Below are 24255 nucleotides of genomic sequence, written 5' to 3' on the forward strand. Positions count from 1 at the left end.
ACACACTGGAGGAATCGATACCGCCCGTGAAAAAGCCGGATCCCATGTCCTTATCGTATAGCAGATGGCGCGACTGGCCTCGACTGTCGCGTCTCGGCATCAAACTGTTCGCCATCATCCTGATCACCAACGTCTTGATCAGCGGACTGGTGTTCGTGTTCGTCTCGCGCAGCCTGGACGAAGGTTTCGTCAACTATCTCGAGCGCAGCCAGTCGACACGCGCCGAGACACTGGCCAACGCACTGGGCGAACAGTGGACACAGCGCGGCAGCTGGCAGTGGCTGCGCGACAATCCTCGCGCCTGGCAAAGTCTGGTGCGCAGCCAGCTCTGGTCCAGCGAGAAGCGCCCTCCCAGCGGGATCGACCGCGAATTTTCCGACGCCCGCGGCTATGTCCTGCTCGACGAGCTGAGCAATCCGGTGATCGGCGAGCCCCTGCTCAAGCCGCCTCCCCGGGGCGACCTGGACATGCCGCCGCCGCCGGAGCCCCATTTCGTGCCGATCCGCAGTGGTGACAAGCTGGTCGGCCAACTGGGCTACCTGCCGCCGGAACGGCTGATGGCGCGGATGGACCAGATCTTTCTCGAGCGCCAGCAGCGCAACCTGACCATCATCGTCGGTTCGCTGTTTCTCGCCTCCCTGCTCCTGGCCGGCGGGCTCGCCTGGTGGCTGGGCCGTCGTGCCCGGCTCATGACCCTGGCCACGCGCCGCCTGACCTTGGGAGACTACAGCGTGCGCCTTTCCGAACGCGGCCGCGACGAGCTCTCGCGTCTCTCGGCGGATTTCAACCAGCTCGCCGAGACGCTCGAGGCCAACCGTCGCGCGCGCCAGCGCTGGGTCGCCGATATCGCCCATGAGCTGCGCACGCCGCTGGCAGTGCTGCGAGGCGAAATCGAAGCCATGCAGGACGGCGTCCGCCCTCTGTCGGTGGACAACCTGGGATCGTTGCAGCAGGAGGTCGACCAGCTCGGGCATCTGGTCGAGGACTTGCGCCTGCTGGCCCAGAGCGACGCCGGCGCGCTGGACATGCACCTCGTGCCCGTGGATCTCGAGGAGTCGCTGGTGCAGCGTCTCGAAGACAGTCAGCCGAGACTGGAAAGCCTCGGCCTCGCGCTTCAGCTCGAAACCGAACCGCTGTGGGTGCGTGCCGACAGCCAGCGTCTGCGTCAGCTTTGGGACAACCTGCTGTCCAACACCATCGCCTATACCGACAGCCCCGGCACGCTGCGCGTCACGCTGAAGCGCCATGGCGATCAGGCGACCGTCGTCTGGGAGGACACCGCCCCCGGCGTGTCGGAGGACGAACTGCCCCGCCTGACCGAACGGCTGTACCGGGTGGAAGGGTCGCGCAATCGCCGCAGCGGTGGCAGCGGCCTGGGGCTGTCGATCGCCAATGCGCTGATCGAAGCGCAGGGCGGCACGCTGGTGCCCTCGGTTTCGCCACTCGGCGGTTTGCGCTGGACGCTGACGTTTCCGCGGGAGCTTCCCGCCGACATGGCCACGGAATCATTCACCGAGCGCGCCGACGATTCATCCGGTCCGCCCGCCCATGCGCCGTGCCACGAACAGCCCGATGAAAGATCCAGCAAGCGATATAACGAACCATCCGATAGACACGGCAGCCACGCCAACTGACAGGGAGCCGGTTTGATGAACGACACCATTCTGATCGTCGAGGACGAACCCAAGATCGCACGCCTGGTCGCCGACTATCTGTCGAAGAGCGGCTACGCTTCCGATCACATCGATCACGGCAACGCCGTGATGGCGTGGCTGGAGGAGAACCAGCCGATGCTGATCCTGCTCGACCTGATGCTGCCCGGCACCGATGGCCTCACCCTGTGCCGCCAGATCCGCGAACGATTTCCCACCATTCCGGTGATCATGCTGACCGCCCGTGTCGAGGAAGTGGATCGCCTGCTGGGGCTCGAACTGGGCGCCGACGACTATATCTGCAAACCCTTCAGCCCCCGGGAAGTCGTGGCTCGCGTCAAGGCCGTGCTGCGCCGCAGCTACGGCACCACCGGCGCGGACGAGTCGCTCTCCGAAGGCGACCGCCTGACGCTGGACGAAGATGGCTGGCGCGCGATGGCGGGCAGCGAGGATCTGAATCTCACCGCCGTCGAGTTCCAGCTCCTCAAGGTGATGATGCATAGTCCGGGCCGCATCTTCTCCCGCGACCAGTTGATGGATCACATGTATCGCGATCATCGCATCGTTTCCGAGCGTACCGTCGATAGTCACGTCAAGAAGCTCAGGCGCAAGATCGCCGATGTCTGGCCGGACCGCGACATCATCCGCTCGGTCTACGGCGTCGGCTACAAGTATCAGCCCGAGGAGTGATGCCTTCCCGGCCCGGTCTCGACGCTGGCCGGCAAGCGCCGGCCCCGGTCAGCCGCCCGGGGCGCCGTGGGTCAGGAAGGTATCGACATTCGCCGCCGAGAAGAACAGCAGCGTCACCTCGAGGTCGGGAAGCGTGGGCAGCAGCTCGCGCATCACGCCGGCCACGATGGCGGCAGCTGCATCGGCCGGATAACCGTAGACACCGGTCGAGATGGCCGGAAACGCCAGCCGCGTGAATCGATGCTCTTCCGCCAGTCGCAGCGAGTTACGGTAACAGTCGGCCAGCTGTTCGGAGCGATCCGCCGACTTGGCGAAAACCGGCCCCACGGTGTGGATCACATGAGAGGCCGGCAGCCGGAACCCCGGCGTCATCGCCACTTCGCCCACGGGTAGCCCCTCCGGCCAGGTCGTGCGTCGCAATTCGCGGCACGCCTCGAGAAGTTCGGGGCCGGCTGCGCGATGGATTGCGCCATCGACGCCACCACCGCCCTGTAGACTCTTGTTGGCGGCATTGACGATCGCATCACCATCGAAGCGGGTGATATCGCCCTCGGCAACGACCAGACGGTCGCCCTGCCAGTGAATCTTCATAGCCTCCCTCCAGTTCACGAACACCCGATTGGCAAAACGCAAAAGGTTGGCAACGACCGAATCGCTGCCAACCCGTGTTTGCCAACCCATCGTTTCAAACAATGTAGGCTGCGATGCCGACGCTGGCGAACCTAGGCCGGTTCGAACCAGAGCCGTTTCGAACCAGAGCCGTTCCGAACCAGAGCCGTTTCGAATCAGGAGGCCTGACGGCTCGCCTCGGCGGGCGTGGGCTCGGACGAGGCAGCGGCCGGCGTCATGCCTGCCTCGCCACGCTTGAGCAGGGCGTAGCCGACGCCGGTGATGACCGAGCCGGCAGCGATGGCCAGCAGATAGAGCAGCGCCAGGTTGACGGCATTCGGGATCAGCAGCACGAACAGGCCGCCGTGCGGTGCCATCAGTTTGACGCCGAACCACATGGAGAGCGCCCCGGTCACCGCGCCGCCGACCATCGACACCGGAATCACGCGCAGCGGATCCTTGGCGGCAAAAGGTATCGCCCCCTCGCTGATGAAACAGAGCCCCAGCACGAACGACGCCTTGCCCGCCTCGCGCTCGGCCTGGGCGAACCGGCTGCGCCTCAGGAACGTCGCCAGGCCCATCCCGATGGCCGGCACCATGCCCGCAGCCATGATCGCAGCCATCGGCATGTAGGTCTCGGTCGAGAGCAGCCCGACGCCGAAGGTATAAGCTGCCTTGTTGACCGGCCCGCCCAGGTCGAAGCACATCATCGCGCCGAGCAGCACGCCCAGCAGGACCGCGTTGGTCGAGCCCATGTCGTTGAGGAAAGCGGTCAATGCCGACAGAACCGCCGCCACCGGCGTGCCGACCACGTAGATCATGATCAGGCCGGTGACCAGGCTCGCCAGCAGCGGAATGATCAGGATCGGCTTCAGCGACTCCACGCTGGCCGGCAGCTTGACGTAGCGCGTCACCGCCTTGGCCGAGTAGCCGGCCAGGAAGCCGGCCAGAATCCCGCCGATGAAGCCGGCGCCCAGCGTCGAAGCCAGCATCCCGCCGATCATGCCCGGCGCGATGCCCGGACGGTCGGCAATCGAATAGGCGATGTAACCGGCCAGCACCGGCACCATCAGCGCAAAGGCGGTGCCGCCGCCGATCTGCATCAGCGCCGCCGCCAGCGTCCCTTCCTGCTCGAAGGCCTTGATTCCGAACACGAACGAGAGCGCGATACAGAGCCCGCCCGCCACCACCATCGGCAGCATGAACGAGACCCCGGTCAGCAGGTGCTTGTAGAACCCACGCTCCTTGGCGCTCTTCGGGGATCCGCCGCTCTTGCGCTCGCTGCCGGCCGACTCCACCTGCGCCTCGTCCAGCGCGCGCTGGATCGTCTGCTGCGGCTGCTTGAGCGCGCTGCCGGTGGAAGTGCGATAGACCCGCTTGCCGGCGAAGCGGGCGTCGTCGATCTCGATGTCGCAGGCCAGCAGCACCACATCCGCCGCTTCGATATCCTCGTCACTGATCGGGTTCTGCGCACCCACCGATCCCTGCGTCTCGACATGAATCCGATGGCCCAGCGCCCGCCCGGCCTGCTCCAGCGCTTCGGCCGCCATGAAGGTGTGCGCCACGCCGGTCGGGCAGGCCGTGACCGCGACGATGCGCTTGACGCCGGAAGCCTCGGGCGACTTCGCCGTCGGAGGCGCCGCGGGCTCGCTGGCGGCATCGAACGTCGTCGCCTCGCGGGCGGCGCGTTCGAGAAATGCCTCGGGGTCGGGCAGCGCCTGCTGGATCGGCGCGCGATAGAGCCGCTTGCCATCGAAGCGAGCGGCTTCGGGCACCCGCTCTGCTGCGACGACGATCAGATCCGCCGCGGCGATCGCCGCTTCCGACACCGGCGTGACGGCTTCGAGCTCGCCATGCATCTCCGTCCGGGCCTCCCAGCCGCGACGCTTGGCGGCCTGCTCCAGGCGTCTCGCAGCCAGAAAGGTCGTCGCCATGCCGCTGGGGCAGGCGGTAATCAGAATGACGTTCATGCGCTCCCCATCCATACGTTCCCCGTTCATGCATTCCCCCCGACGCGCGCTTCGCCGCAGCGGCTGACGCTCGTCTGTTGCAGTAATTCCTGGAAGTCGCCGGCGTGCGGATTGCCGACACCGATATGGCGCACCGCTTCGGCGGCCAGTGCCGTCGCCTGGCGCAGCGCCTCCTGCGGTGATTGATCCGCGATCACGCCATGCAGCAGGGCGGCCAGCAGCGTATCGCCCGCGCCCACCGTATTCCGGACCTCGACCCGGGGCGGCGTGGCGCGCCACTCTCCGCGCCGGCTGACCCACAGCACGCCGTCACCACCCAGCGACAGGATCGCCTCCTCGACGCCGGAAGCGTGCAGACGCCGGACCGCATCGAGCTGGGCCGCCGGATCGGTCAGCGGGCCGCCGGCCCAGTCGGCCAGTTCCTGTTCATTGGGCTTGGCCGCGTCGGGCAATACCGCCAGCGCCGCGGTCAGGGCCGGGCCGCTGGTGTCGATCCAGACCGGCACACCGCTGGCCTTGAGCGCTCGAATCAGCGCCGCCAGCGCCTCCGGCGTCGCGCCCGGCGGCAGGCTGCCGGTCACCACGACCGCAGCCGGCGATGTCGCCTTGCAGCGCGCGACCAGATCGGCCGTCAATTCGGCCAGCGCCGCCTCGGAGACCTCGATGCCCGGGCCGTTGATGTCGGTCACGCGACCGTCGTCCTCGGCCAGTTTGGCGTTGATCCGGGTCTCGCCGGGCAGACGCAGGCTGGCATCCTCGATCCCGTCGCGCCGACAGGCCTGGACGAACGCAGTGTCGTTGTCCGCCCCCAGAAAGCCGGACAGCGTGACCCGGTGACCTAGCGACACCAGCACCTGCGCCACGTTGAGGCCCTTGCCGGCCGCCGCCAGATGCGACGACCGCGTGCGATTGACCGCGCCCGGCTCGAGCCGCGGCAGCTGGATCGACAGATCCAGCGCCGGATTGAGCGTCACCACCAGCACGTGCGCCATTAGAGCGCCTCCAGCGCATCGCGCACGGCCTGGCTGGTGGCCTGGGCCAGCGCCGTCTCGGCGTGCAGGCGGGCGCTCTCCTCGGTGATCCCGCGCAGGCGTGCCTTGACCATCGGCACCTGGCGCACGGAGACCGAGAGCTCGTCGACGCCTAGCCCGACCAGCACCGGCACGGCGGCAGCGTCCGAGCCCAGCTCGCCGCAGACGCCGACCCACTTGCCCTCGGCGTGAGCCGCATCCACGGTCATGCGGATGAGCCGCAGCACCGCCGGATGCAGGCCGTCCGCCTGGGACGACAGCTCGGGATGGCCGCGGTCGATCGCCAGGGTGTACTGGGTCAGGTCGTTGGTGCCGATGGAGAAGAAGTCGACCTCCGCCGCCAGGCTCGGCGCCAGCAGCGCCGCGGAGGGAATCTCGATCATCACGCCGACCTGGACATCGGACGCGCCAATCTCCTGCTGCAGCCGGTCGACGATCGCCCTGGCCTGACGGTACTCGTCGACGTCCTTGACCATCGGGAACATGATCCGCAGCGGACGATCCCCGGCGGCGGTGAGCAGCGCCCGCAGCTGGGTTTCCAGCACGTCCGGGCGGGTCAGCGCCAGCCGGATGCCCCGCAGGCCGAGGAAGGGGTTGTCCTCCGCCGCTACCGGCCAGTAGGGCAGCGGCTTGTCGCCGCCGACATCCAGCGTACGCGCCACCAGCGGGCGGCCGTCGAGCGCATCGAAGGCACGCCGGTACTCGCCGATCTGGGTCTCCAGATCCGGCGCTTCGGGATGCGCCATGAACAGGAACTCGGTGCGCAGCAATCCGACGCCTTCGGCGCCATGTTCGACCGCATCTTCGGCATGGGCGGTGTTGCCCAGATTGGCAGCGACTTCGATACGCCGGCCATCCGCCGTGCGGCCCTCTTCGAAGCGCAGGCCGTGCGCTTCGCGACGCAGCCGCCCCAGCTCCTTGAGTCGCAGTTCGGCACGATCGCGGCGCTCTGCACTGGGCCGCACGATCACGCGACCGAGATCGCCGTCGAGAATCAGCTCATCGTCGTTGGCGAGTGTCAGCGCTCGCTCACCGGCACCGACCACGGCAGGAATACCCAAAGCGCGCGCCAGAATCGCGCTGTGCGAGGTCGCGCCGCCACGGGCGGTCAACAGCCCCCGCACCTGGGCGGTATCGAGGCGCGCCACGTCGGAGGGGCCGATATCGTCGGTGACCAGAATGTACGGGCGCTGCGGCGGTGCCGGCATGGAGACCCCGCACAGCACGCCCAGCACGCGACGCCCCACGTCGCGCAGGTCGGCGGCGCGCTCGGCCAGCAGCCGATCCGCCAGCACCTCCTGGGCGCGGGCGGCGGTATCGATCGCCTGCCACCACGCCGCTTCGGCGCTCATGCCGTCGCGCATGCCCTCGAAGGCAGCCTCGTGCAGCTCGGGATCATCGAGCATCTCGGCATGCATGGAGAGAATCTCGGCCACGTCCCCGCCCTTGGCGGTGCCGATCAACGCCCGCAACTGGTCACGCGCTTCGACCAGGCTGGCGCGCAGGCGCTCGCGCTGACGTTCTGCGCCACCTTGTTTTTCCGGCGCCAGATCGCGGGCCCGCTCGGGATAGTCGAAGCTGGGCGCGCGCATCACGAAGACCGGCGCGATCGCCAGCCCCGGCGAGGCGGCGGTGGCGGGCAACGCGGTATCGTCGGCGATGGGCTCCGGTGCCGCCGTTCCGGGGATCTCGCCCGTTGCCTCGCCCACGGCATCGCGCCGCGAGACGTGGCTGGCGCCGGCGGCATCCGCCAGCGGCCGAACGGACTCGCCGAGCCCACCCTTGACGGCGGCGACCATCGCCGCCAATGCTGCCTGGGCACTCTTACCCTCGCCCCCGCCTTCGGCGGAGAAGATCAGCGTCTGGCCGCGCCGGGCGCCGAGCCCGATCACCTTGGTCAGGCTGGCGGCGGAAACCGTCTCCGCCGCGCCTTCCATCAGCCGCACGCGAACCGGCACGGACTGCTCGCGGGCCGCCTGGACCAGCAGCTTGGCCGGGCGGGCGTGCAGTCCGTGAGCGTTGAGCAGTGTCACGCGAGCAGTCTCGGCGTGGCTCGACTCGCCGGACAGCCGCGCCAGAACGTGGTCGGCATCGACGTCGACCAGCGCTTCGCCTTCGCCGCTATCCAGCAGATCCGCCAGCCGCTCCAGCAGCTCCCGATGAACGTCGCCTTGCGCCGCCACGCAGAACACGCCATTGACCACGCCTTTCGGGCCGGTGAACGAGCGCTCCGGCGTCGCCAGCGCCAGCGCCGGCTGACTGACGCCTGCGGCAGCGCTCACCAGCCACAGCCCCTGGCCCAGCGGGATCGGTTCCTGCTCGGTGATCGCGGCAACGAAGCGCGCATCGACGCACTCGGCCTGGCGCAGCCGCGCGGCCGCCGCCAGCGCCAGCTCGAAACGGTCCCGCGCCGGAAAGCCCAGGCAGAGCGTGCCGGCATCCAGACGCGCCTTGAGCCGAGGTTTGGCCAGCAGAGCGACCATCGCCTCGGCCGTGTCGGCGTTGGCCAGGCGTTCGGCCACGCTCTCGTCGTCGAGCACGTGCGTCAATCGCCGCAGCACGTCCAGATGTTCGTCGCTGGCGGCGGCGATCGTCACCAGCAGATAGACGCGGTTGCCGTCGTGCCATGTCACGCCTTGGGGAAACTGCAGCAGCCGCACGCCGGTGCGGTGAATCTGTTCGCGGCTTTCCGGGGTGCCGTGGGGAATGGCGATACCGCTGCCGAGGAAGGTCGAACCCTGCGCCTCGCGGGTGTGCAGCGCGTCGCGATAGCTCGCCTCGACCAGGCCGGCCCGGTGCAGCGACGCGGCGGCCTGATCCAGTGCATCCTGCCAGCTGTCGGCCTGGCAATTGAGCGCCGCGTCCTGCGGCTGGAGGGTCAGCATAACGATCTCTCCGAATGGTCGTTCGATGTCCGTAGCATGGGGCAGCGGCGCTTCCGATACCACCGGGACATCGCGATGTTCCGACTTTTTGCTGAATCGTGTCACCTGTCGTGTCGACATGCTCTCCGTTCGTCGGCCGTTTGACAAGCTAGACCTTCGCCGCAGACCTTCGCCGCCGATCTCTGCGACGGAACGGGCCGGATAGCGCCGAGCGTAAAATCAGGCTGGGCCGGGGCGGCCCGACGCGGTATCGTTCCCCACCGTGCGGACGCGTCATCGTCGATCATGAACGTTGCAGGAGCCTTGCATGAAGCTTGCCGATATCGCCCGACTGGCCGGCGTTTCTCGTACCACCGCCAGCTATGTGCTCAACGGCCAGGCCAGGACGCGTCGCATCAGCGAGGCCACGGTAGCCCGCGTGCTGGCCATCGCCAGTGCCCACGATTACCGGATCGATGCCCAGGCGGCGGCCCTGCGCGGCGGCGACAGCCGGACGCTGGGCCTGATCGTGCCGGATCTGGAGAACGGCAGCTATGCGCGCCTGGCCAAGCGGCTCGAACACGGCGCGCGCCAGCAGGGCTATCAACTGCTGATCGCCGGTTCCGACGACGATCCGCAAAGCGAGCGCGAAGTCGCGAAGTCGCTGCGCGCCCAGCGCTGCGACGTGCTGCTGGTCGCCAGCAGCCTGAGCCCCGAGGATCCCTTCTATACCGAACTGTCGGCCCAGGGGCTGCCGGTGATCGCCATCGACCGCCCGCTGGACCCCGAGCGATTCGTCAACATCGTCACCAACGGTCGCGCTGCCGGGGAAATGCTGACCCGTTCGGTGCTGGCCGACGACGTGTCGGACGTGGTGTGGCTGGACGCAGTGCCGAATCTGTCGATCAGCACCGAGCGGCGGCGTGGCTTCCTCGACGCCCTGCTCGACAGGCCTCTGTGCCGCCCGCGCTGCTTCAGCGGTGAACGCTACGATCGCGACAGCGGCGCCGCACTGATGCGCCGCCTGCTGGACGAGGGCGGTTTGCCGGATGCCATCGTCACCGCCTCCTACACGCTGATGGACGGGCTGCTCGACGTTCTGCTCGAACACGGTGCGCCACCCGCCAAGTTGCATCTGGCGACATTCGGCGACGATCGGCTGCTCGACTTCCTGCCGTGCAAGGTCAACTCGCTCCCCCAGGATCACGACCGGGTCGCCGAACAGGCCCTGGCGCGCGCCATGCAGGCGGCCCGCGGCCAGTACGTGCCGGGGCTGGACGTGATCGACAGGACGCTCAAGCGTCGACGTTGAACGACGGTGAATGCCGGGCGAGACGGATCGCCCACGGCAGAGCGTGGGCTGAACGTCGCGACTGAAGTATGCTTGAGCTTTGTCTGCAATCTAGCTGAAAGCTGGCGAGCGCAGCCATTTTCGGACAGAGCGTAGTCCACCGACGTATCAGGAACGACACTTGTCAGACGATCTTCCCGACATCCTGGCCGGGCCGATGCTCCGTCGCGCCATGCCGCAGCGACTGGTGATGTGGCTGGTCGCTTCGCGCCCGCTAGAACTTCAGTTGACGCTATGTACCGATGACCTCTCGCAGCACCACGATCTCGAGTCGGCCACGACTCGCCTGGCCGTCGGTCGCCACGCACATCTTCACCTGATCGACCTGCCGCTCGACGACGCCCTGCCCCGGGATGTCCGCATCGCCTACGACCTCGCCTATCGTGCGAATGCGGAAGGGAGCGTGAATGCCGAAGGGGGCGTGAATGAGGAAGGGAAAGGCACCGGCTGGCGCTCGATGCGGGATTGGGGCGAGGCCCTTTGCTACGACGGTGAGCCGCTGCCTACGCTGGTGCTGCGTTCGCGCTACGACAATCTGCTCCACGGCTCCTGCCGCAAGCCGCATCACGCCAGCGCCGATGGCCTGGTTCGCGCCGACCGCTGGCTGAGCGAGCGCCACGCCGACAGCGCCGCGCGGCCGGCGGCGCTGTTGATGACCGGCGACCAGATCTACGCCGACGACGTGGCCGGCCCGATGCTCGCCGCCATTCATGCACTGATCGCCCGGCTCGGGCTCTACGACGAGTGCCTGGAGGGGACGGAGATCGCCAGCGGCAGCGAGCTCTACGCCCGCGACGAAACCTACTATCACCGCGACGATCTGCTGCCGGCGATCCGCTCCACCGAGGCCCTGCGCGAGAAGTTCTTCGGCGGCGTGCGCAAGCCGATCTTCACCACTGCCAGCGCGGAAAATCACCTGATCACCTTCGCCGAGCTGCTGGCGATGTATCTGCTGGTGTGGTCGCCGACACCGTGGCGTCTGATCGAGGTGGAGGTTCCTCGACTCGCCGCCGAGGAGCAGGATCGCTACCGCGCCGAACAGCGCCACATCGATGCATTCGTTGCCGGCCTGCCGGGCGTGGCGCGCCTGTTCGCCCATCTGCCCACGCTGATGATCTTCGATGACCATGACGTCACCGACGACTGGAATCTCTCCGCCGCCTGGGAGGCCGCAGTCTACGAACATCCGTTCTCGCGCCGGATCGTGGGTAATGCGCTGATCGCGTACCTGCTGTGTCAGGGATGGGGCAACGATCCCGACGGCCTGGCCGAGCCGCTGGCCGCCAGCCGAGAATGGCTCGACTCGGCCGGCCATGACGGCCGGCTCGATTGCGAGACGCACAACCGGCTCGTGACGCGCCTGCTGCGCTTCACCGGCTGGGGCTACACCCTCGACTCGACGCCGCGCCTGGTGGTGCTGGACACACGCACCCGGCGCTGGCGTAGCGAGCGTCGCCGGCATCACCCCTCGGGCCTGATGGACTGGGAGGCGTTGAGCGAATTCCAGCAGGAACTGCTAGAGGAACCTTCGGTGATCATCGTCTCTCCGGCGCCGATCTTCGGGGTCAAGCTGATCGAAGGCATCCAGCGCGTCTTCACCTGGTTCGGCAAGCCGTTGCTGGTCGACGCGGAGAACTGGATGGCGCATCCCGGCGCGGCCCACACCATGCTCAACATCCTGCGCCACAGCCGCACACCCCAGCGTTACGTGATTCTCTCCGGCGACGTGCACTACTCGTTCGTCTACGCCATCACCATTCGCCAGCATCGCAACAGCCCCCGCATGTGGCAGATCACCAGCAGCGGCCTCAAGAACACCTTCCCCGACACCCTGCTCGACTGGTTCGACCGCCTCAACCGTTGGCTCTACGCGCCCTGGTCGCCGCTCAACTGGCTCACCAAGCGGCGTCGCATGGCAGTGGATCCCTACTATCCCGAACGCGCCTCGAAGGGCGAGCGGCTGTGGAACCGGGCCGGTATCGGCCAGGTCCTGCTCGACGATCAGGGCGCGCCCCGGGAAGTCATGCAACTGGGCGCCGATGACTGCGACACTCGTTTCCACGAGGAACACCGATGAGCACGATCCGCCTGGCCCGGGCCCCGGATCTCGCCGCTGTCGAGGCGCTGGTCGACGCCGCCTATGGCCATTACGTTGCCCGCATCGGCATGACGCCAGGGCCGATGCGCGACGTCGATGATAACGGCTATGCGCCCTACATCGCCGCCGGCTACGTGAACCTGCTGTTCGATGTCGATGACGCTTGCGATAGCGACGACGGTGCTCCGGTCGGACTTCTCGTATTGATTCCCAAGCCCGATACGCTGCTGCTGGACAACGTGGCGGTCTCCCCCGCCGCGCAAGGCCGAGGCTTCGGCAAGCGACTGATGCAGATGGCGGAAACGTACGCTCGCGACCACGGGTTCGACAGCATCACGCTCTATACCCAGGAGCAGATGCACGAGAATCTGGCGCTCTATCGACGCTACGGCTATGTCGAGACGCACCGCGCCGAAGAGCGGGGGCTGAAGCGGATCTATCTGCGCAAGTCGCTGTAACGCGCCTTCGTCTCGATACGCCCACCGCCGCGCCCGGTAGAGGACGCGGCGGTGGGCGCGCGGTGTCGCGCTTTCGTCAACCGGCGCGAGCGGTGCCCGGTAGCGCCTCGACATCGCCAAACGTGCCGGTCGTCCCTTCGACATCGCGCAGTTCGACCACGATTCCCCTGGCCGCGGCGTGCTCGACGAAACGGTCGATATCCTCGCGAATATCCGGATCGATGTAGTTGGCACCGATGGCATCGATGATCAGCTCGCCGTTGTCCGGCACGGTATCGAGACACTGGCGCATCTCTTCGCGGTTGAGAAACGAGACGTCCTGCTGGAACTTGAGCAGCATGTGATCGCCGCGCCGGGTGCAGGCGATTGCCGAGCGGTAACCGGACTGCAGCAGAAAGTAGAGACTGCACACCAGCCCCACCAGCACGCCCATCAGCAGATCGGTGGCGAGGATCGTGATCACCGTGACGGTGAACGGGATGAAACGGCGCATGCCTTCGCGATACTGATCGAGGAACAGCGCCGGCCTGGCCAGCTTGTAGCCGGTATGCAGCAGGATCGCCGCCAGCGTCGCCAGCGGAATCAGCTCCAGCCACATGGCGAGGAACGCCACGCTGACCAGCAGCAGGCTGCCGTGGATCAGGCTCGACAGCCGGGTGCGGCCACCCGCGTTGGCATTGGCGGAGCTGCGCACGATCACCGCCGTCACCGGCAGTGCGCCCACCAGCCCGCAGACCATGTTGCCGATGCCCTGCGCCTTCAATTCGCGATGCGGCGGCGAGTGGCGCTTGAGAGGATCGAGCTTGTCGATGGCCTCCAGGCTCAGCAGGGTCTCGAGACTGGCGATGATGGCGATGGTAATCGCGACCGTATAGACCGCCGGGTTGGCCAGTGCGCCGAGGTCGGGATGGGTCATCTGCCCGATCAGTTCCGCCGGGCCGGACAACCCGCCCAGATCGATATGGTGCCCTGCCCCCAGCGCCCAGCCAGGCATCGCACCGCCGACCAGGCGATCGATCGCGATGCTGCCGAGCACCACCAGCAGCGGCCCCGGGATCAGTGCCAGCACGCGATGACGCTTGATCACCGGCTGCTCCCAGAGTATCAGCAGGCCCAGACTGAACAGCGCGATCCCGGTCGCCAGCGGCGAGATGCCACTGAACAGCGCCACCGGATCGGTTATCGATGGCATGTCGTCCAGCGGATGCCCCAGCGCCATCGGAAACTGCCCCAGCACCAGAATCAGGCCAATCCCCGCCAGCATGCCCTTGATCACCGAGGTTGGCACGAAGGCACCGATACGACCGAGCTTGAACACGCCCATCAAGAGCTGCAGTACGCCGGCCAATATGACTGCTATCAGAAATGCGGCGAAGCTGCCCAACTGCTCGATCGCATCCAGCACGATCACCGTCAGTCCCGCTGCCGGGCCGCTGACACTGAGCGCCGAGCCGCTGAACATCGTCACTACCAGGCCGCCAACCATGCCGGCGACGAGCCCCGCGATGGGCGGCGCGCCGGAGGCCAGCGCGATCCCCAGGCAGAGCGGAATCGCGACCAGGAAGACCACGATGCCCGCCGGGACATCGCGGGAGAGGTGTCGGAACGAGAAGGTATCGGGGCTGTCGTGGCCGGTGTCATGGAACGTATCGGAGCCGTCTTGAGACGCCGACGCTGCGGGCGTCGTCCGTCTCGATGTCTTCTGGGCCGATGTCTTCTGGATCGATGTCGTCTGTCTCGATGCCGTCTGTCTCGATGCCGTCATTGTCGTGTCCTCGAATCCTTGAGTCACAGCGTGAAAATGGCGTGGTTTATTGCTCTTGGTTGCTCTCGAAGATCAGCTTTTAACCAGCCGCCACGTGCTGCCAGTGCTGCTCGTCGAGCCTGTCTTCCGCTCCCTCGACCTCGCGACGATAGACTTCCTCCAGGTGCCCGCTCGCCAGATCGTAGACCCAGCCATGCAGGCTCGGCGCCCGCCGCGCCTGCCAGCTCTCGGTAATCAGTTTCAGGCCGGCAAGCCGTTCGATCTGCGCGATCACGTTGAGCTCGACCAGGTGATCGACCTTGTCGCCGAGTTGCGAGAACTGCGCGAGTTCGGCGCCCCGCTCGGCGACCAGTTGCTTGACCTGCCCCAGATGCCTGTCGACATGGGGCAACGTCCGAAGGGCGTCGCCGCCGCCCACCGCTGCCTGGATGCCGCCACAGCCGCGGTGCCCGCAGACGATGATGTGATCCACCTTCAGCGCGTTGATTGCGTACTCGAGCACGCTCGACACGTTGGCATCGTCTTCATGCACCAGATTGGCGATATTGCGATGGATGAAGAGCTCTCCGGGCCTGGCATTGCAGATCTGCTCCGCCGGCACCCGACTGTCGCAGCAGCCGATCCACAGCGCGGCGGGCGATTGCCCCTGGTTCAGACGCTCGAACAGGTCGGGATCGGAGGCCATCATGTCATCGGCCCAGGCCCGGTTCTCGAGAAGCAGACGGTCGCAGAATTGCATGGAGGCACTCCTTGTGCAGTGTTGTGCAGTGGCGTTTTGTGTAGTGGCGATAGCGACGATCGACGAACCCGGTTTTCACACGGTCGTTTCGGCATTCGAGCTCGACTTCCCAGCGGTAATGTCGGCCTGGCCGTCGTCGTCATTGCGGCGACTCGAGCATGAGACGAAAGGCGCAGACCTGGCTTTTAGTCGTACGGTGGAGAGGCAGAATGGGCAAGCAAAAACCGCTTTGCAGCCTGCAAATTTTGTAAGGCTACGTGATTGAATGTTGATTCAGGAATAACGAAGGATGACGACGAAATCATCGTCTTGTCTTGCTGGGCTGACAGCTGCCAATTGTCAAGAAACGTAAAATCGGGCCTTCCACCCGCCGTCGATCGCGTTTATGAACCCTGCATGACAGTAGGCTTCAGGGAGGGAAAAGGAAGGTGGGAAACATCAGAAATTTAATAAAATCTAATGTAACAGAAGGCACGACAACCTTGCGTGAAGATGAACCCTTTCATGCCAGCAAGGGGGCTCGGAGAGCATGAACGTTACCCGCCGATAACGTTCATGCCCGGTTCATGTCACAGCGACGATTACAGCACCTCGATCGGGTCGTTCACGCCGATGTCACCGCTATTTTCCGCCACGAGATTCTGACCGAAATAGACCTTGCCCTTCTCGCCTCGGCGGTAGCCCGCCAGGGTCTTGAGCGGTTCCTTGTCGGCCCGTTTTTCACCCTTGGCAGGGTCGACCGTCACCATGGCACAGCGAGAGCATGGCGCATCGACCCGAAACGTCACGTCGCCGATCCGGATGCGTTTCCAGCCATCCTCGGCGTAGGGCTCGGTGCCGGTCGCGACGAGGTTGGGCCGGAACTGGGCCATCACATGAGTCCCGTCGGTGCGGGCATTGAGATCTTCCAGCGAGGCCTCGGAGATCAGCAGCAGCGGATAGCCGTCGGCGAAGCTGACCCTCACGCCGATCGACTCCCGATAGCGCGGCGATCGCTCCCCCAGCCACAGCAGCCGTGCGGGCTCGCCCGCGGCCTCGCTGAACCAGTCGTCGAGCGAGGCATGCGTGGTGGTCGCACTGAAAGGGTCGGCCCAGACCTGGGTGTCGAACGGCTGCCCCGAGAACTCCTGGCGCGCCACATCCACCGGCGGCAGCGTGCCGTGGGTCAAGGTCAGACGCTCGCCATCGAACTGCGCCCGCACCAGTTGCAGTTGGGGATGCGTGCGCGCCGTGAGGAAGGTGCCGTCGGGCTTGACCACCATGAAGCGGCGATCGCCGACCAGGCCCTCTTCCTCGACCCGAGCGCGCTGCAGCGACGAGCCGGCCGTGGATTTGATCGGATAACGATGAATGGCAGCAAGCGCTGGCATGAAAGGCTCCTGTCGCAAAGATGATCTTTTGATTCGGGGCGATCAGCGCCTGGATTTCAGGCGACGCTGATGCTCGCGCTTGGCCTGCTGATAGACCTCGTCGGCGCGCACGCGATCCAGTCTTTCGCGGTAGCACTCGGCGATGCGAGCCTTCTCGGCATCGACGTTGCGCGGCTGGCGCAGACGGCCCTGGGCGTCCTTCTTGCGCCCACCCGGGTAGCGCGCATAGCGTCGCGCGCGGGTATATCCCATCTGCAGATATTTCCGCGCCATGTCCATGCCCACGAAGTCGCCTCGTTCACGATAGTCGCAATACCGCGCGTGCAGCTCGGCGACGGCCTGTCTGGCGTCGGCCTCGTTGCGGATGGCCCACAACGGAAGCAGCTCATCCTTGTAGGGCTGGACATGGAACACACCGCGCTCGCCGTGGCCGATCCGATAGCATTCCGGATGCCGACGATAATCGATGGACGCATCGGGGAAACTCACGGTCACCTCGCTCAGGGTCGCGACCGGATCGCGCGGCGAAGGCGGCGCGAGACATCGCGGGGACGAAAAACGGCCGTCTCCGAGGAGACGACCGTCATGTTGCCACGCCTTTAATGCTACGTCAGGTCGCCGCGACCTGCTGGGGCTTGTTGGCCCTGGGCTCGCGCCGACGTCGCTGGAGCGCTACCACCAGCCCGAACAGCAAAAGCGCCGGGATCCACATCAGCTCTTTCGGCAGTTGCGACGTGGGGATACGCACCGAGACGATCTCCTGATCGAAATCGAAGCCCAGCTTTTCCGCCTGGCTGCCGAAATCGGTCATGTCGACCAGCACTTTGCCTTCCTCCTGCATCAGATGCAGGCCGAGGCTCGAGAGCCGCTCGGCACCGGTGTCGCCTTCCGTCGCCGGCACCTGGATCACGAAGCTGGTGGGCGCGCCGTAGGCGTCGAGACCCTCGATACGTGTCATCAGGTGTTCGTTAGGCCCGATCTCCCCCAGCGCCTGCTCGAACTGCGCTGGCGGCACTTCTTCATAGGGGGCATCGACCATGTCCATCCAGAAACCCGGGCGGAACAAGGAAAAGGCGACCAGCAGCAGCAGCAGGCTTTCGTACCAGCGGCTCCTGACCAGCATGAAGCCCTGGGTCGCCGCGGCGAAGATCAGCATCGCCGCCGTCGCCACGATGAAGATGAGGATCCCGTGGAGCCAGTCGACGTTGATCAGCAGCAGGTCGGTATTGAAGATGAACAGAAACGGCAGCGCCGCCGTTCGCAGGCTGTAGTAGAACGCCTGGAAGCCGGTCCGGATCGGATCGGCGCCGGAGATCGCCGCCGCCGCGAACGAGGCGAGCCCCACCGGTGGCGTCACGTCGGCCATGATGCCGAAGTAGAACACGAACAGGTGGACGGCGATCAGCGGCACGATCAGGCCGTTCTGCTCGCCCAACTGGACGATGACCGGCGCCAGCAGCGCCGACACCACGATGTAGTTGGCGGTCGTTGGCAGGCCCATGCCCAGGATCAGGCTGAGCACGCCGGTGAGCAGCAGCATCAGCAGCAGGTTGCCCATCGACAGCGTCTCGACCAGATCCGCCAGCACCAGGCCGACGCCGGTCTGGGCCACGGCACCGACGATGATGCCAGCGGTGGCGGTGGCGATACCGATGCCGATCATGTTGCGGGCACCATCGATCAGCCCGTCCCACAGATCCATGCCGCCGCGCTTGATGTCGTTGGCCAGGTCGCTTTTGCCGCGGAAGAAGGCATCGATCGGCCGCTGGGTCAGGATGATGAAGATCATGAAGGCGGTCGCCCAGAATGCCGACAGGCCCGGCGACAGACGTTCCACCATCAGACACCACACCAGCACGATCACCGGGAGGATGTAATGCAGACCCACCATGACGGTCGGCCGGGTGCGCGGCAGTTGGGTGATTTCCTGTGAGGGATCGTCCACTTCCAGCTCGGGATAACGGGAACCGAGCTTCATCAACGCCACATAGATCACGCCGACACCCAGCGCGATGACCCAGGGCGCCGCACCGCCCAGCGCCGGCTTGAGCCAGCCGATACCGTAATAGACCGCGAATGCCATCGCCATGATGCCGACCAGGCCGGTCAGGAAACCGAGGATCTTGTTGAGCCACGGCCGCTGCGGATTACCGCTGGGCAACCCCTGCATGCCCGCCTTCAGCGCTTCGAGATGGACGATGTAGAGCAGCGCGATATAGGAGATTACCGCCGGCAGGAACGCATGCTTGATCACCTCGATGTAGGGAATACCGACGTATTCCACCATCAGGAAGGCTGCCGCGCCCATCACCGGCGGCATGATCTGACCGTTGACGGACGAAGAGACTTCCACCGCACCGGCCTTGGTCGCGCTGAAGCCGACGCGCTTCATCATTGGGATGGTAAAGGTGCCGGTGGTGACCGTATTGGCAATCGAGGAACCGGAAATCAGACCGGTCAAACCGGAAGAGACCACGGCCGCCTTGGCCGGACCGCCGCGATAGTGTCCCAGCAGCGAGAACGCCACCTTGATGAAATAGTTGCCCGCACCGGCCTTGTCGAGCAGCGCGCCGAACAGCACGAACAGGAACACGAAACTGGTGGAGACCCCCAGCGCGATGCCGAAGACGCCCTGTGTGGTCAGCCATTGATGGTTGACCAGCCCCGAGAAGCTTACGCCACGGTGGGCCAGCATGCCCGGCATGTACGGTCCGGCCAGCGAGTAGACCAGAAAGATCAGCGCGATGATCATCAGCGGCGGGCCGAGCGCACGACGTGTCGCCTCGAGCAGCAGCACGATCCCCACCACGCCGACGATCACGTCCTGCAGGATCGGCGCGCCGGGACGCTGGGACAGCTGTGCGTAGAAGAAGTAGAGATAGGAAGCACAGAATGCCGCCACGATTGCCATGATCCAGTCGAGGATCGGCATGCGCTCGCGCGGGGAGCGCTTGAACGCCGGATAGGCCATGAAGGCGAGAAAAACGGCGAACGCCAGATGAATGGAGCGCGCCTCGGTGGCGCTGAAGACGCCGAACCCGACGATGAAGGGTAGCGGCGAAGCGATCCAGAGCTGAAACAGCGACCACAGCGCCGCCACACCCAGCAGGATGCGGTTGGGCGTTCCGGTCAGCTTGCGACCACCGGTGTCGGTCGCAGCCAGTTCGTCCAGCTTGGCCTGATCGGGGCCAGAAGCCTTGTTATCCGTCATGAGCAGATCCTGACTTGGCAGCCGGTAGGCGAAAGGATATCGGGAGACATCATTTCGCGCTTGATTCGATGCGACGGTCGACGTCGCGGGGTATCGATCCAACGGCGCGGCGGTTGCAACCAACCGCCGCGCCGAAGATTCAACGCATTCCGTCAGGAATGACGCCGTGGGCAATTACAGCCAGCCCTGCTCTTTGTAGTAGCGCTTGGCGCCTTCATGCAGCGGTGCGGAAAGCCCCTGGCTGATCATGTCTTCCGGTGTCAGGTTGGCGAATGCCGGGTGCAGACGCTTGAAGCGGTCGAAGTTGTCGAACACGGCCTTGACGGTCTGGTAGACGACTTCGTCGTCGACGTCGGCAGACGTGACGAAGGTCGCGCGCACACCGAAGGTCTCGACGTCGTCCGGGTTACCCTCGTACATGCCGCCGGGAATGGTGGACATGCTGTAGTAGGGGAACTTCTCGACCAGCCCTTTGACGGCCTCGTCGTTCAGCGGCACCAGGTTGGAGGCGACGGTGGTGGTCGCTTCCTGGATCGCACCGTTGGGGTGACCGACGACGTACGCCATGGCGTCGATGTTGTTGTCCGCCAGCGCGGAAGCCATCTCGGCGGCGCCCAGCTCGGAGGAGAGCGAGAACACGCTGGTGTCCCAGCCTTCCGCGTCCATCAGCACTTCCATGGTGGCGCGCTGGCCGGAACCCGGGTTGCCGATGTTGACGCGCTTGCCCTTCAGATCCTGGATGGAATGGATGTTGGCGTCTTCGCGGGCCAGGATAGTGAGCGGCTCGCCATGCAGCGAGAAGACCGAGCGCAGGTTTTCCATCGGCTGGTCGAACTGCGCTTCACCATTGAAGGCGTTGTACTGGACGTCGGACTGGGCGACACCCATGTTTAGCTCGCCGGACTTGATGCCGTTGATGTTGGCAACGGAACCACCGGTGGACGGTGCGTTACAGCGGATACCACTCTCTTCGGCGCTGCGGTTGACCATCCGGCAGACGGACTGGCCGACGACGTAATAGACGCCGGTCTGGCCACCGGTACCGATGGTGATGTACTGCTGATCCTGAGCCATGGCCGGCGTGGAGATCGATGCGGCGCCCATCAGGGCGGAGGAGAGAACGGCTGCGGTTAATGCATGGCGTTTCATGCGCATACCTCGAAGATTTCCCGTTTATTGTGTTGATCGGTTTCCCGACCGCGAAGACAACGGGCTGGCCGGCGTGCGTCAGGGTGTGATTCGAATCGCACCGTGCCCGTGGACTTGCCTATTGCAACATATCTTATCCCTGACGGCGCGCCATCATATAGTGAGTTCGAGCCAGGCAAAACCGCGAGATGACGGTCTGCCGCCCGTCTCGCCCAACGGTTGGCCTGCCATTGCCATTGCTTACCGCCTCCAGAGGCTCCGGGGCTCGTTTCGCGCCAATGACCTTTCACGATCGGCATGCCTCATGCCGGAAGCGAATGCCGTCATGGCGTCAGCCAGGCGGAGAGATCGACTCGATCCCCCACGGCCAGGCCATGGGCGTCGAAGTAGCCGGCGTTGGCCTCGAGCGCGGCCCGAAACGGCGCGCCTGCCGGATAGACGGGGCACTCTCGAGACGAGGTCGCATGACAGGGAGGCATCGTCCTGAGCGAGCGGATCATGCCGTCACCGCCGATGAAGGCGATATCCAGCGGGATCCTGGTCTTGTACATCCAGTAAGCGTTGCTGCCCGGCTGCTCGCGGTCGTAGAGAAACAGCATGCCCGCGTTCTCCGCCAGCGACTCGCGCTCCATGAGCCCGCGCGCGCGCTCGGATGCCGTCCGCGCCACCTCGACATGCAGCGTATGCTCATGCCGGCCGTCGTCGAGGGTCACCGTCTGGCCCGGCAACGTCTCCGCCCATGCCGGTACCGCGAAGAGCGCGCACAATGCCCATACCCCACAGTCCCGAACCCTCGCCAGCATGCCCTTCCTCCTCACCGTTGCTGTGCCGCCTCACCCGTGGCGACGGCGCCAGTAATGCTTACCGATATGATAGAGCCAGGCCAGCACCAGCAGACCCAGCACCAGCTTCGACGCCGGGCCGATATAGGCTTCCAGCGCGCGGAAATTCTCGGCCAGCTGATAACCGGCCACGGCCAGGAAGGCGCTCCAGATCGCGCTGCCCGACGCGGTGAGCAGCAAAAAGCGCCCGATCGGCATGGCGTAGACCCCGGCCGGCAACGAAATCAGCGACCGCACGCCGGGCACCAGCCGGCCAAACAGGACGATCCAGCCACCGTGGCGCTTGAAGATGCGATCGGCGCGATCCAGGTCCCGCCGCGATAGCGCCAGCCAGTGGCCGTGTCGCTCGACGAAAGCGGACATCCGGTCATGGCCGAACCAGCGAGCGACGCCGTAGAACGGCAGTGCTCCCAGCACCGAGCCGACCGTGCCCGCCACGATCGCGCCGATCAGCGAAAGCTTTCCCTGGCTCGACAGGTAACCCGCCAGCGGCATGATCAGTTCGGAGGGAATGGGCGGGAACAGGTTCTCCGCGAACATCAGCAGCACCAGCCCGAAGTAGCTCAGCGTATCGACCGCCTGCTGAATCAGTGAATACATGCAACGGCTCCCGCCGGCGGGATGCCATGCCTCTCACGCCAGTGCCATGCCGTCACGCCTGCTCCTCCGTCCCGGATTCGCGCTGGCGCGAGCCGTTCTGCGCCGTGGCCGCCTGACGCGTGGCGGATTCACCCTGGCCGACCCGATGGTCGATGTAGGACAGCACGAACAGCTGGACGACGAGAAAACAGAGGCAGAAGACGATTCCCTTGAACATGTTCCGGGCTCTCGGTGGCGATGATTTCGAAATCGGGGCGTCAACCTTCGGAAGACGTTGACGCATGGTAGCGCATTCCTCGGATAGCGGGATGCCGAGTTCGCCGCCGGCAGGCGGACATCGCCCGTGACTCTTGCGATGGCATGCCAGGGCCTGTCGGCGTTTCATGGCCGGTCGCGTGACATCTCAAAATAACCTTGCTCTCGCCCGAGTCGTTGAGACAATGGAATATCGACGCCATTTAGCAACGTCTCGACGACGCCTTTCAGCGACGTCTTCCAACCACATCATTCAACGATGAGTACTGCGCGTGCCCCTCAAGGATTTACTGATCGGTCTCGGCATCATCATCATCTGGGCCTTCAACATCATCGTGATCAAGCTCGGGGTCGAGGATCTGCCGCCGCTGCTGGTGACGGTACTGCGCTTCATGCTGGTCGCGGTGCTGGTCGTGCCGTTCACCCGGATCTCGCGTCAGCAACTCCCCTGGATCCTGCTGCTGGCAGTCACCTTCGGCGGCCTGCACTTCCCGCTGCTGTTTCTCGGGCTCCAGCAATCCGAAGCCGGTACCGGTGCACTTCTGGTCCAGATGGGCACCCCGTTTGCCACCCTGCTGGCAGCGATGTTTCTCAAGGAGAAGCTGGGGCCCCGCCGGGTCGTCGGCCTGATCCTCGCCTTCGGTGGCGTCGTGGTGCTGGCCGGAGGCCCGTCGCTGCCGCCACCGGCCCCCACCGCCCTGCTGCTCGCCAGCGCCTTTTTCTGGGCGGTCTCGACCATGATCATCAAGCTCGCCCCGCCCATCGCGCCGCTGACCATGACCGGCTGGATCTCGCTGTTCGCGATTCCCCTGGTCGCGCTGGGCAGCTGGATCTTCGAGGACGACCAGTGGCTGGCGCTTCGCCAGGCCAGTTGGGCCGGCTGGGGCGCGGTGGTATATACCGCCGTGATGTCCTCGATCGCCGCTTACGGGCTATGGTACCGGCTACTGCAGAAGCACCCCGTCAGCCGCGTGGTGCCGCTGACGCTGCTGATGCCGGTGTTCGCCGTCATGCTCGGCGTCTGGCTGCTCGACGATCCGCTGGGCATCAACAAGGTCGCGGGCGGCGTCATGGTCATCGCCGGGCTGGCCATCATCAACATCCGTTTTCGCCGTCAACGCAAGCCGAGGCCCGTTTCATGAGTCATCCCGCCCTCCCCGATATCCTGCCCATGACACTCGACGATCACGCGGATTTCACCGCGATGATGCTACGCACGCCGGGCGTGGTGCTGAGAACCGCCGACGGCTACGCGGCCACGCAACGCTATCTGGAGCGCAACCCGGGGTTGAGCTTCGTGGCGCGCCCGGCCAACGGGGAAGGCATCGTGGGTTGCGCCATGGCAGGCCACGATGGCCGCCGCGGCTATCTGCAACACGTCATGGTCGATCCGGACTATCGCCAGTTGGGGCTCGCCCGGACGATGGTCGATCATTGCCTGGCGGCGCTGCTGGAAGCGGGCATCGAGAAAGTGCATCTCGACACCCTGGCGGACAATCACGAAGCCCACCGCTTCTGGCAGCATCTGGGCTGGGCCGATCGCCGCGACGAGATCGTCAAGTTTTCCCGCGTGCTGGTCGAAGATGCCAACGCCTGAGCCG

Annotated in this window: 20 protein-coding genes; 7 read left to right on the top strand and 13 right to left on the bottom strand. The window is 65.6% G+C overall.

Going from position 1 to position 24255, the window contains the following annotated elements; genetic code table 11:
* Window positions 1-44 precede the first annotated feature (44 nt).
* Together R5R73_RS15815 and R5R73_RS15820 are read left to right on the top strand one after the other, a co-directional pair.
* Window positions 45-1634 carry an ATP-binding protein gene (locus R5R73_RS15815; protein ID WP_322528004.1) on the top strand — a complete coding sequence of 530 codons (1590 nt, stop codon included), beginning with the start codon at window positions 45-47 and terminating at the stop codon, window positions 1632-1634.
* A gap of 15 nt (window positions 1635-1649) precedes the next feature.
* Window positions 1650-2342, top strand: coding sequence for a response regulator (locus R5R73_RS15820; RefSeq protein ID WP_322528005.1), 693 nt, complete (start codon window positions 1650-1652; stop codon window positions 2340-2342).
* A 48-nt stretch (window positions 2343-2390) separates the two neighbouring features.
* On the opposite strand, the gene R5R73_RS15825 is transcribed toward R5R73_RS15820, so the two are convergent.
* The 4 genes from R5R73_RS15825 to ptsP form a co-directional block, all read right to left on the bottom strand.
* The gene (locus R5R73_RS15825) at window positions 2391-2933 is read right to left on the bottom strand and encodes an O-acetyl-ADP-ribose deacetylase (protein ID WP_276231995.1); all 543 of its coding nucleotides are present in this window, start codon (window positions 2931-2933) and stop codon (window positions 2391-2393) included.
* Between the two features lie 194 nt (window positions 2934-3127).
* Window positions 3128-4921 carry a PTS fructose-like transporter subunit IIB gene (locus R5R73_RS15830; protein ID WP_322529614.1) on the bottom strand — a complete coding sequence of 598 codons (1794 nt, stop codon included), beginning with the start codon at window positions 4919-4921 and terminating at the stop codon, window positions 3128-3130.
* Window positions 4922-4947: 26 nt separating this feature from the next.
* The gene (gene pfkB, locus R5R73_RS15835; RefSeq protein ID WP_322528006.1) at window positions 4948-5913 is read right to left on the bottom strand and encodes a 1-phosphofructokinase; all 966 of its coding nucleotides are present in this window, start codon (window positions 5911-5913) and stop codon (window positions 4948-4950) included.
* Window positions 5913-8837, bottom strand: coding sequence for a phosphoenolpyruvate--protein phosphotransferase (gene ptsP / locus R5R73_RS15840; RefSeq protein ID WP_322528007.1), 2925 nt, complete (start codon window positions 8835-8837; stop codon window positions 5913-5915). Before ptsP ends, pfkB begins: the two co-directional genes overlap by 1 nt.
* A gap of 307 nt (window positions 8838-9144) precedes the next feature.
* Here ptsP and cra point away from each other — a divergent pair, with 307 nt between their 5' ends.
* The 3 genes from cra (at window position 9145) to R5R73_RS15855 (ending at window position 12723) form a co-directional block, all read left to right on the top strand.
* Window positions 9145-10128 (top strand): catabolite repressor/activator, encoded by a 984-nt coding sequence (gene cra, locus R5R73_RS15845; protein ID WP_322528008.1) that lies wholly within the window; start codon window positions 9145-9147, stop codon window positions 10126-10128.
* A gap of 196 nt (window positions 10129-10324) precedes the next feature.
* On the top strand, window positions 10325-12244 hold the full coding sequence (locus R5R73_RS15850; RefSeq protein ID WP_322529615.1) for an alkaline phosphatase D family protein: 1920 nt from the start codon (window positions 10325-10327) through the stop codon (window positions 12242-12244).
* Window positions 12241-12723: a GNAT family N-acetyltransferase gene (locus tag R5R73_RS15855; RefSeq protein WP_322528009.1), complete on the top strand. Its 483-nt coding sequence runs from the start codon at window positions 12241-12243 to the stop codon at window positions 12721-12723. Before R5R73_RS15850 ends, R5R73_RS15855 begins: the two co-directional genes overlap by 4 nt.
* A 76-nt stretch (window positions 12724-12799) precedes the next feature.
* On the opposite strand, the gene R5R73_RS15860 is transcribed toward R5R73_RS15855, so the two are convergent.
* The 9 genes from R5R73_RS15860 to R5R73_RS15900 form a co-directional block, all read right to left on the bottom strand.
* The gene (locus tag R5R73_RS15860) at window positions 12800-14488 is read right to left on the bottom strand and encodes a SulP family inorganic anion transporter (RefSeq protein ID WP_276231991.1); all 1689 of its coding nucleotides are present in this window, start codon (window positions 14486-14488) and stop codon (window positions 12800-12802) included.
* A gap of 79 nt (window positions 14489-14567) precedes the next feature.
* Window positions 14568-15227: a carbonic anhydrase gene (locus R5R73_RS15865; protein WP_322528010.1), complete on the bottom strand. Its 660-nt coding sequence runs from the start codon at window positions 15225-15227 to the stop codon at window positions 14568-14570.
* A gap of 581 nt (window positions 15228-15808) precedes the next feature.
* Window positions 15809-16597, bottom strand: coding sequence for an MOSC domain-containing protein (locus R5R73_RS15870; RefSeq protein ID WP_071231477.1), 789 nt, complete (start codon window positions 16595-16597; stop codon window positions 15809-15811).
* A gap of 42 nt (window positions 16598-16639) precedes the next feature.
* Window positions 16640-17086 (bottom strand): DUF4385 family protein, encoded by a 447-nt coding sequence (locus R5R73_RS15875; RefSeq protein ID WP_071231476.1) that lies wholly within the window; start codon window positions 17084-17086, stop codon window positions 16640-16642.
* Window positions 17087-17207: 121 nt separating this feature from the next.
* Window positions 17208-19808 (bottom strand): TRAP transporter permease, encoded by a 2601-nt coding sequence (locus R5R73_RS15880; RefSeq protein ID WP_322528011.1) that lies wholly within the window; start codon window positions 19806-19808, stop codon window positions 17208-17210.
* 174 nt (window positions 19809-19982) lie between these two features.
* Window positions 19983-20957, bottom strand: coding sequence for a TAXI family TRAP transporter solute-binding subunit (locus R5R73_RS15885; RefSeq protein WP_110635580.1), 975 nt, complete (start codon window positions 20955-20957; stop codon window positions 19983-19985).
* A gap of 323 nt (window positions 20958-21280) precedes the next feature.
* Complete coding sequence (locus R5R73_RS15890) at window positions 21281-21760, bottom strand: DUF192 domain-containing protein (RefSeq protein ID WP_110635429.1); 480 nt, start codon at window positions 21758-21760, stop codon at window positions 21281-21283.
* Between the two features lie 30 nt (window positions 21761-21790).
* Complete coding sequence (locus R5R73_RS15895) at window positions 21791-22399, bottom strand: DedA family protein (RefSeq protein ID WP_110635426.1); 609 nt, start codon at window positions 22397-22399, stop codon at window positions 21791-21793.
* A gap of 52 nt (window positions 22400-22451) precedes the next feature.
* The gene (locus R5R73_RS15900) at window positions 22452-22616 is read right to left on the bottom strand and encodes a hypothetical protein (protein WP_157957081.1); all 165 of its coding nucleotides are present in this window, start codon (window positions 22614-22616) and stop codon (window positions 22452-22454) included.
* 310 nt (window positions 22617-22926) lie between these two features.
* Between R5R73_RS15900 and R5R73_RS15905 the strand changes: the two genes are divergently transcribed.
* Window positions 22927-23796 (top strand): DMT family transporter, encoded by an 870-nt coding sequence (locus R5R73_RS15905; RefSeq protein ID WP_322528012.1) that lies wholly within the window; start codon window positions 22927-22929, stop codon window positions 23794-23796.
* Complete coding sequence (locus R5R73_RS15910) at window positions 23793-24251, top strand: GNAT family N-acetyltransferase (RefSeq protein WP_208625383.1); 459 nt, start codon at window positions 23793-23795, stop codon at window positions 24249-24251. The genes R5R73_RS15905 and R5R73_RS15910 overlap by 4 nt, the downstream gene beginning before the upstream one ends.
* Window positions 24252-24255 lie beyond the last annotated feature (4 nt).

The sequence above is a fragment of the Salinicola sp. LHM genome, assembly GCF_034479735.1.
Taxonomy (GTDB): domain Bacteria; phylum Pseudomonadota; class Gammaproteobacteria; order Pseudomonadales; family Halomonadaceae; genus Salinicola; species Salinicola salarius.

Excerpts from the sequence above, each read along its gene's own strand:
- R5R73_RS15815 (WP_322528004.1), top strand. The coding sequence starts at position 45 with ATGTCCTTATCGTATAGCAGATGGCGCGACTGGCCTCGACTGTCGCGT.
- R5R73_RS15820 (WP_322528005.1), top strand. The coding sequence starts at position 1,650 with ATGAACGACACCATTCTGATCGTCGAGGACGAACCCAAGATCGCACGC.
- R5R73_RS15825 (WP_276231995.1), bottom strand. The coding sequence starts at position 2,933 with ATGAAGATTCACTGGCAGGGCGACCGTCTGGTCGTTGCCGAGGGCGAT.
- R5R73_RS15830 (WP_322529614.1), bottom strand. The coding sequence starts at position 4,921 with ATGAACGTCATTCTGATTACCGCCTGCCCCAGCGGCATGGCGACGACC.
- pfkB (WP_322528006.1), bottom strand. The coding sequence starts at position 5,913 with ATGGCGCACGTGCTGGTGGTGACGCTCAATCCGGCGCTGGATCTGTCG.
- ptsP (WP_322528007.1), bottom strand. The coding sequence starts at position 8,837 with ATGCTGACCCTCCAGCCGCAGGACGCGGCGCTCAATTGCCAGGCCGAC.
- cra (WP_322528008.1), top strand. The coding sequence starts at position 9,145 with ATGAAGCTTGCCGATATCGCCCGACTGGCCGGCGTTTCTCGTACCACC.
- R5R73_RS15850 (WP_322529615.1), top strand. The coding sequence starts at position 10,325 with ATGCTCCGTCGCGCCATGCCGCAGCGACTGGTGATGTGGCTGGTCGCT.
- R5R73_RS15855 (WP_322528009.1), top strand. The coding sequence starts at position 12,241 with ATGAGCACGATCCGCCTGGCCCGGGCCCCGGATCTCGCCGCTGTCGAG.
- R5R73_RS15860 (WP_276231991.1), bottom strand. The coding sequence starts at position 14,488 with ATGACGGCATCGAGACAGACGGCATCGAGACAGACGACATCGATCCAG.
- R5R73_RS15865 (WP_322528010.1), bottom strand. The coding sequence starts at position 15,227 with ATGCAATTCTGCGACCGTCTGCTTCTCGAGAACCGGGCCTGGGCCGAT.
- R5R73_RS15870 (WP_071231477.1), bottom strand. The coding sequence starts at position 16,597 with ATGCCAGCGCTTGCTGCCATTCATCGTTATCCGATCAAATCCACGGCC.
- R5R73_RS15880 (WP_322528011.1), bottom strand. The coding sequence starts at position 19,808 with ATGACGGATAACAAGGCTTCTGGCCCCGATCAGGCCAAGCTGGACGAA.
- R5R73_RS15885 (WP_110635580.1), bottom strand. The coding sequence starts at position 20,957 with ATGAAACGCCATGCATTAACCGCAGCCGTTCTCTCCTCCGCCCTGATG.
- R5R73_RS15890 (WP_110635429.1), bottom strand. The coding sequence starts at position 21,760 with ATGCTGGCGAGGGTTCGGGACTGTGGGGTATGGGCATTGTGCGCGCTC.
- R5R73_RS15895 (WP_110635426.1), bottom strand. The coding sequence starts at position 22,399 with ATGTATTCACTGATTCAGCAGGCGGTCGATACGCTGAGCTACTTCGGG.
- R5R73_RS15900 (WP_157957081.1), bottom strand. The coding sequence starts at position 22,616 with ATGTTCAAGGGAATCGTCTTCTGCCTCTGTTTTCTCGTCGTCCAGCTG.
- R5R73_RS15910 (WP_208625383.1), top strand. The coding sequence starts at position 23,793 with ATGAGTCATCCCGCCCTCCCCGATATCCTGCCCATGACACTCGACGAT.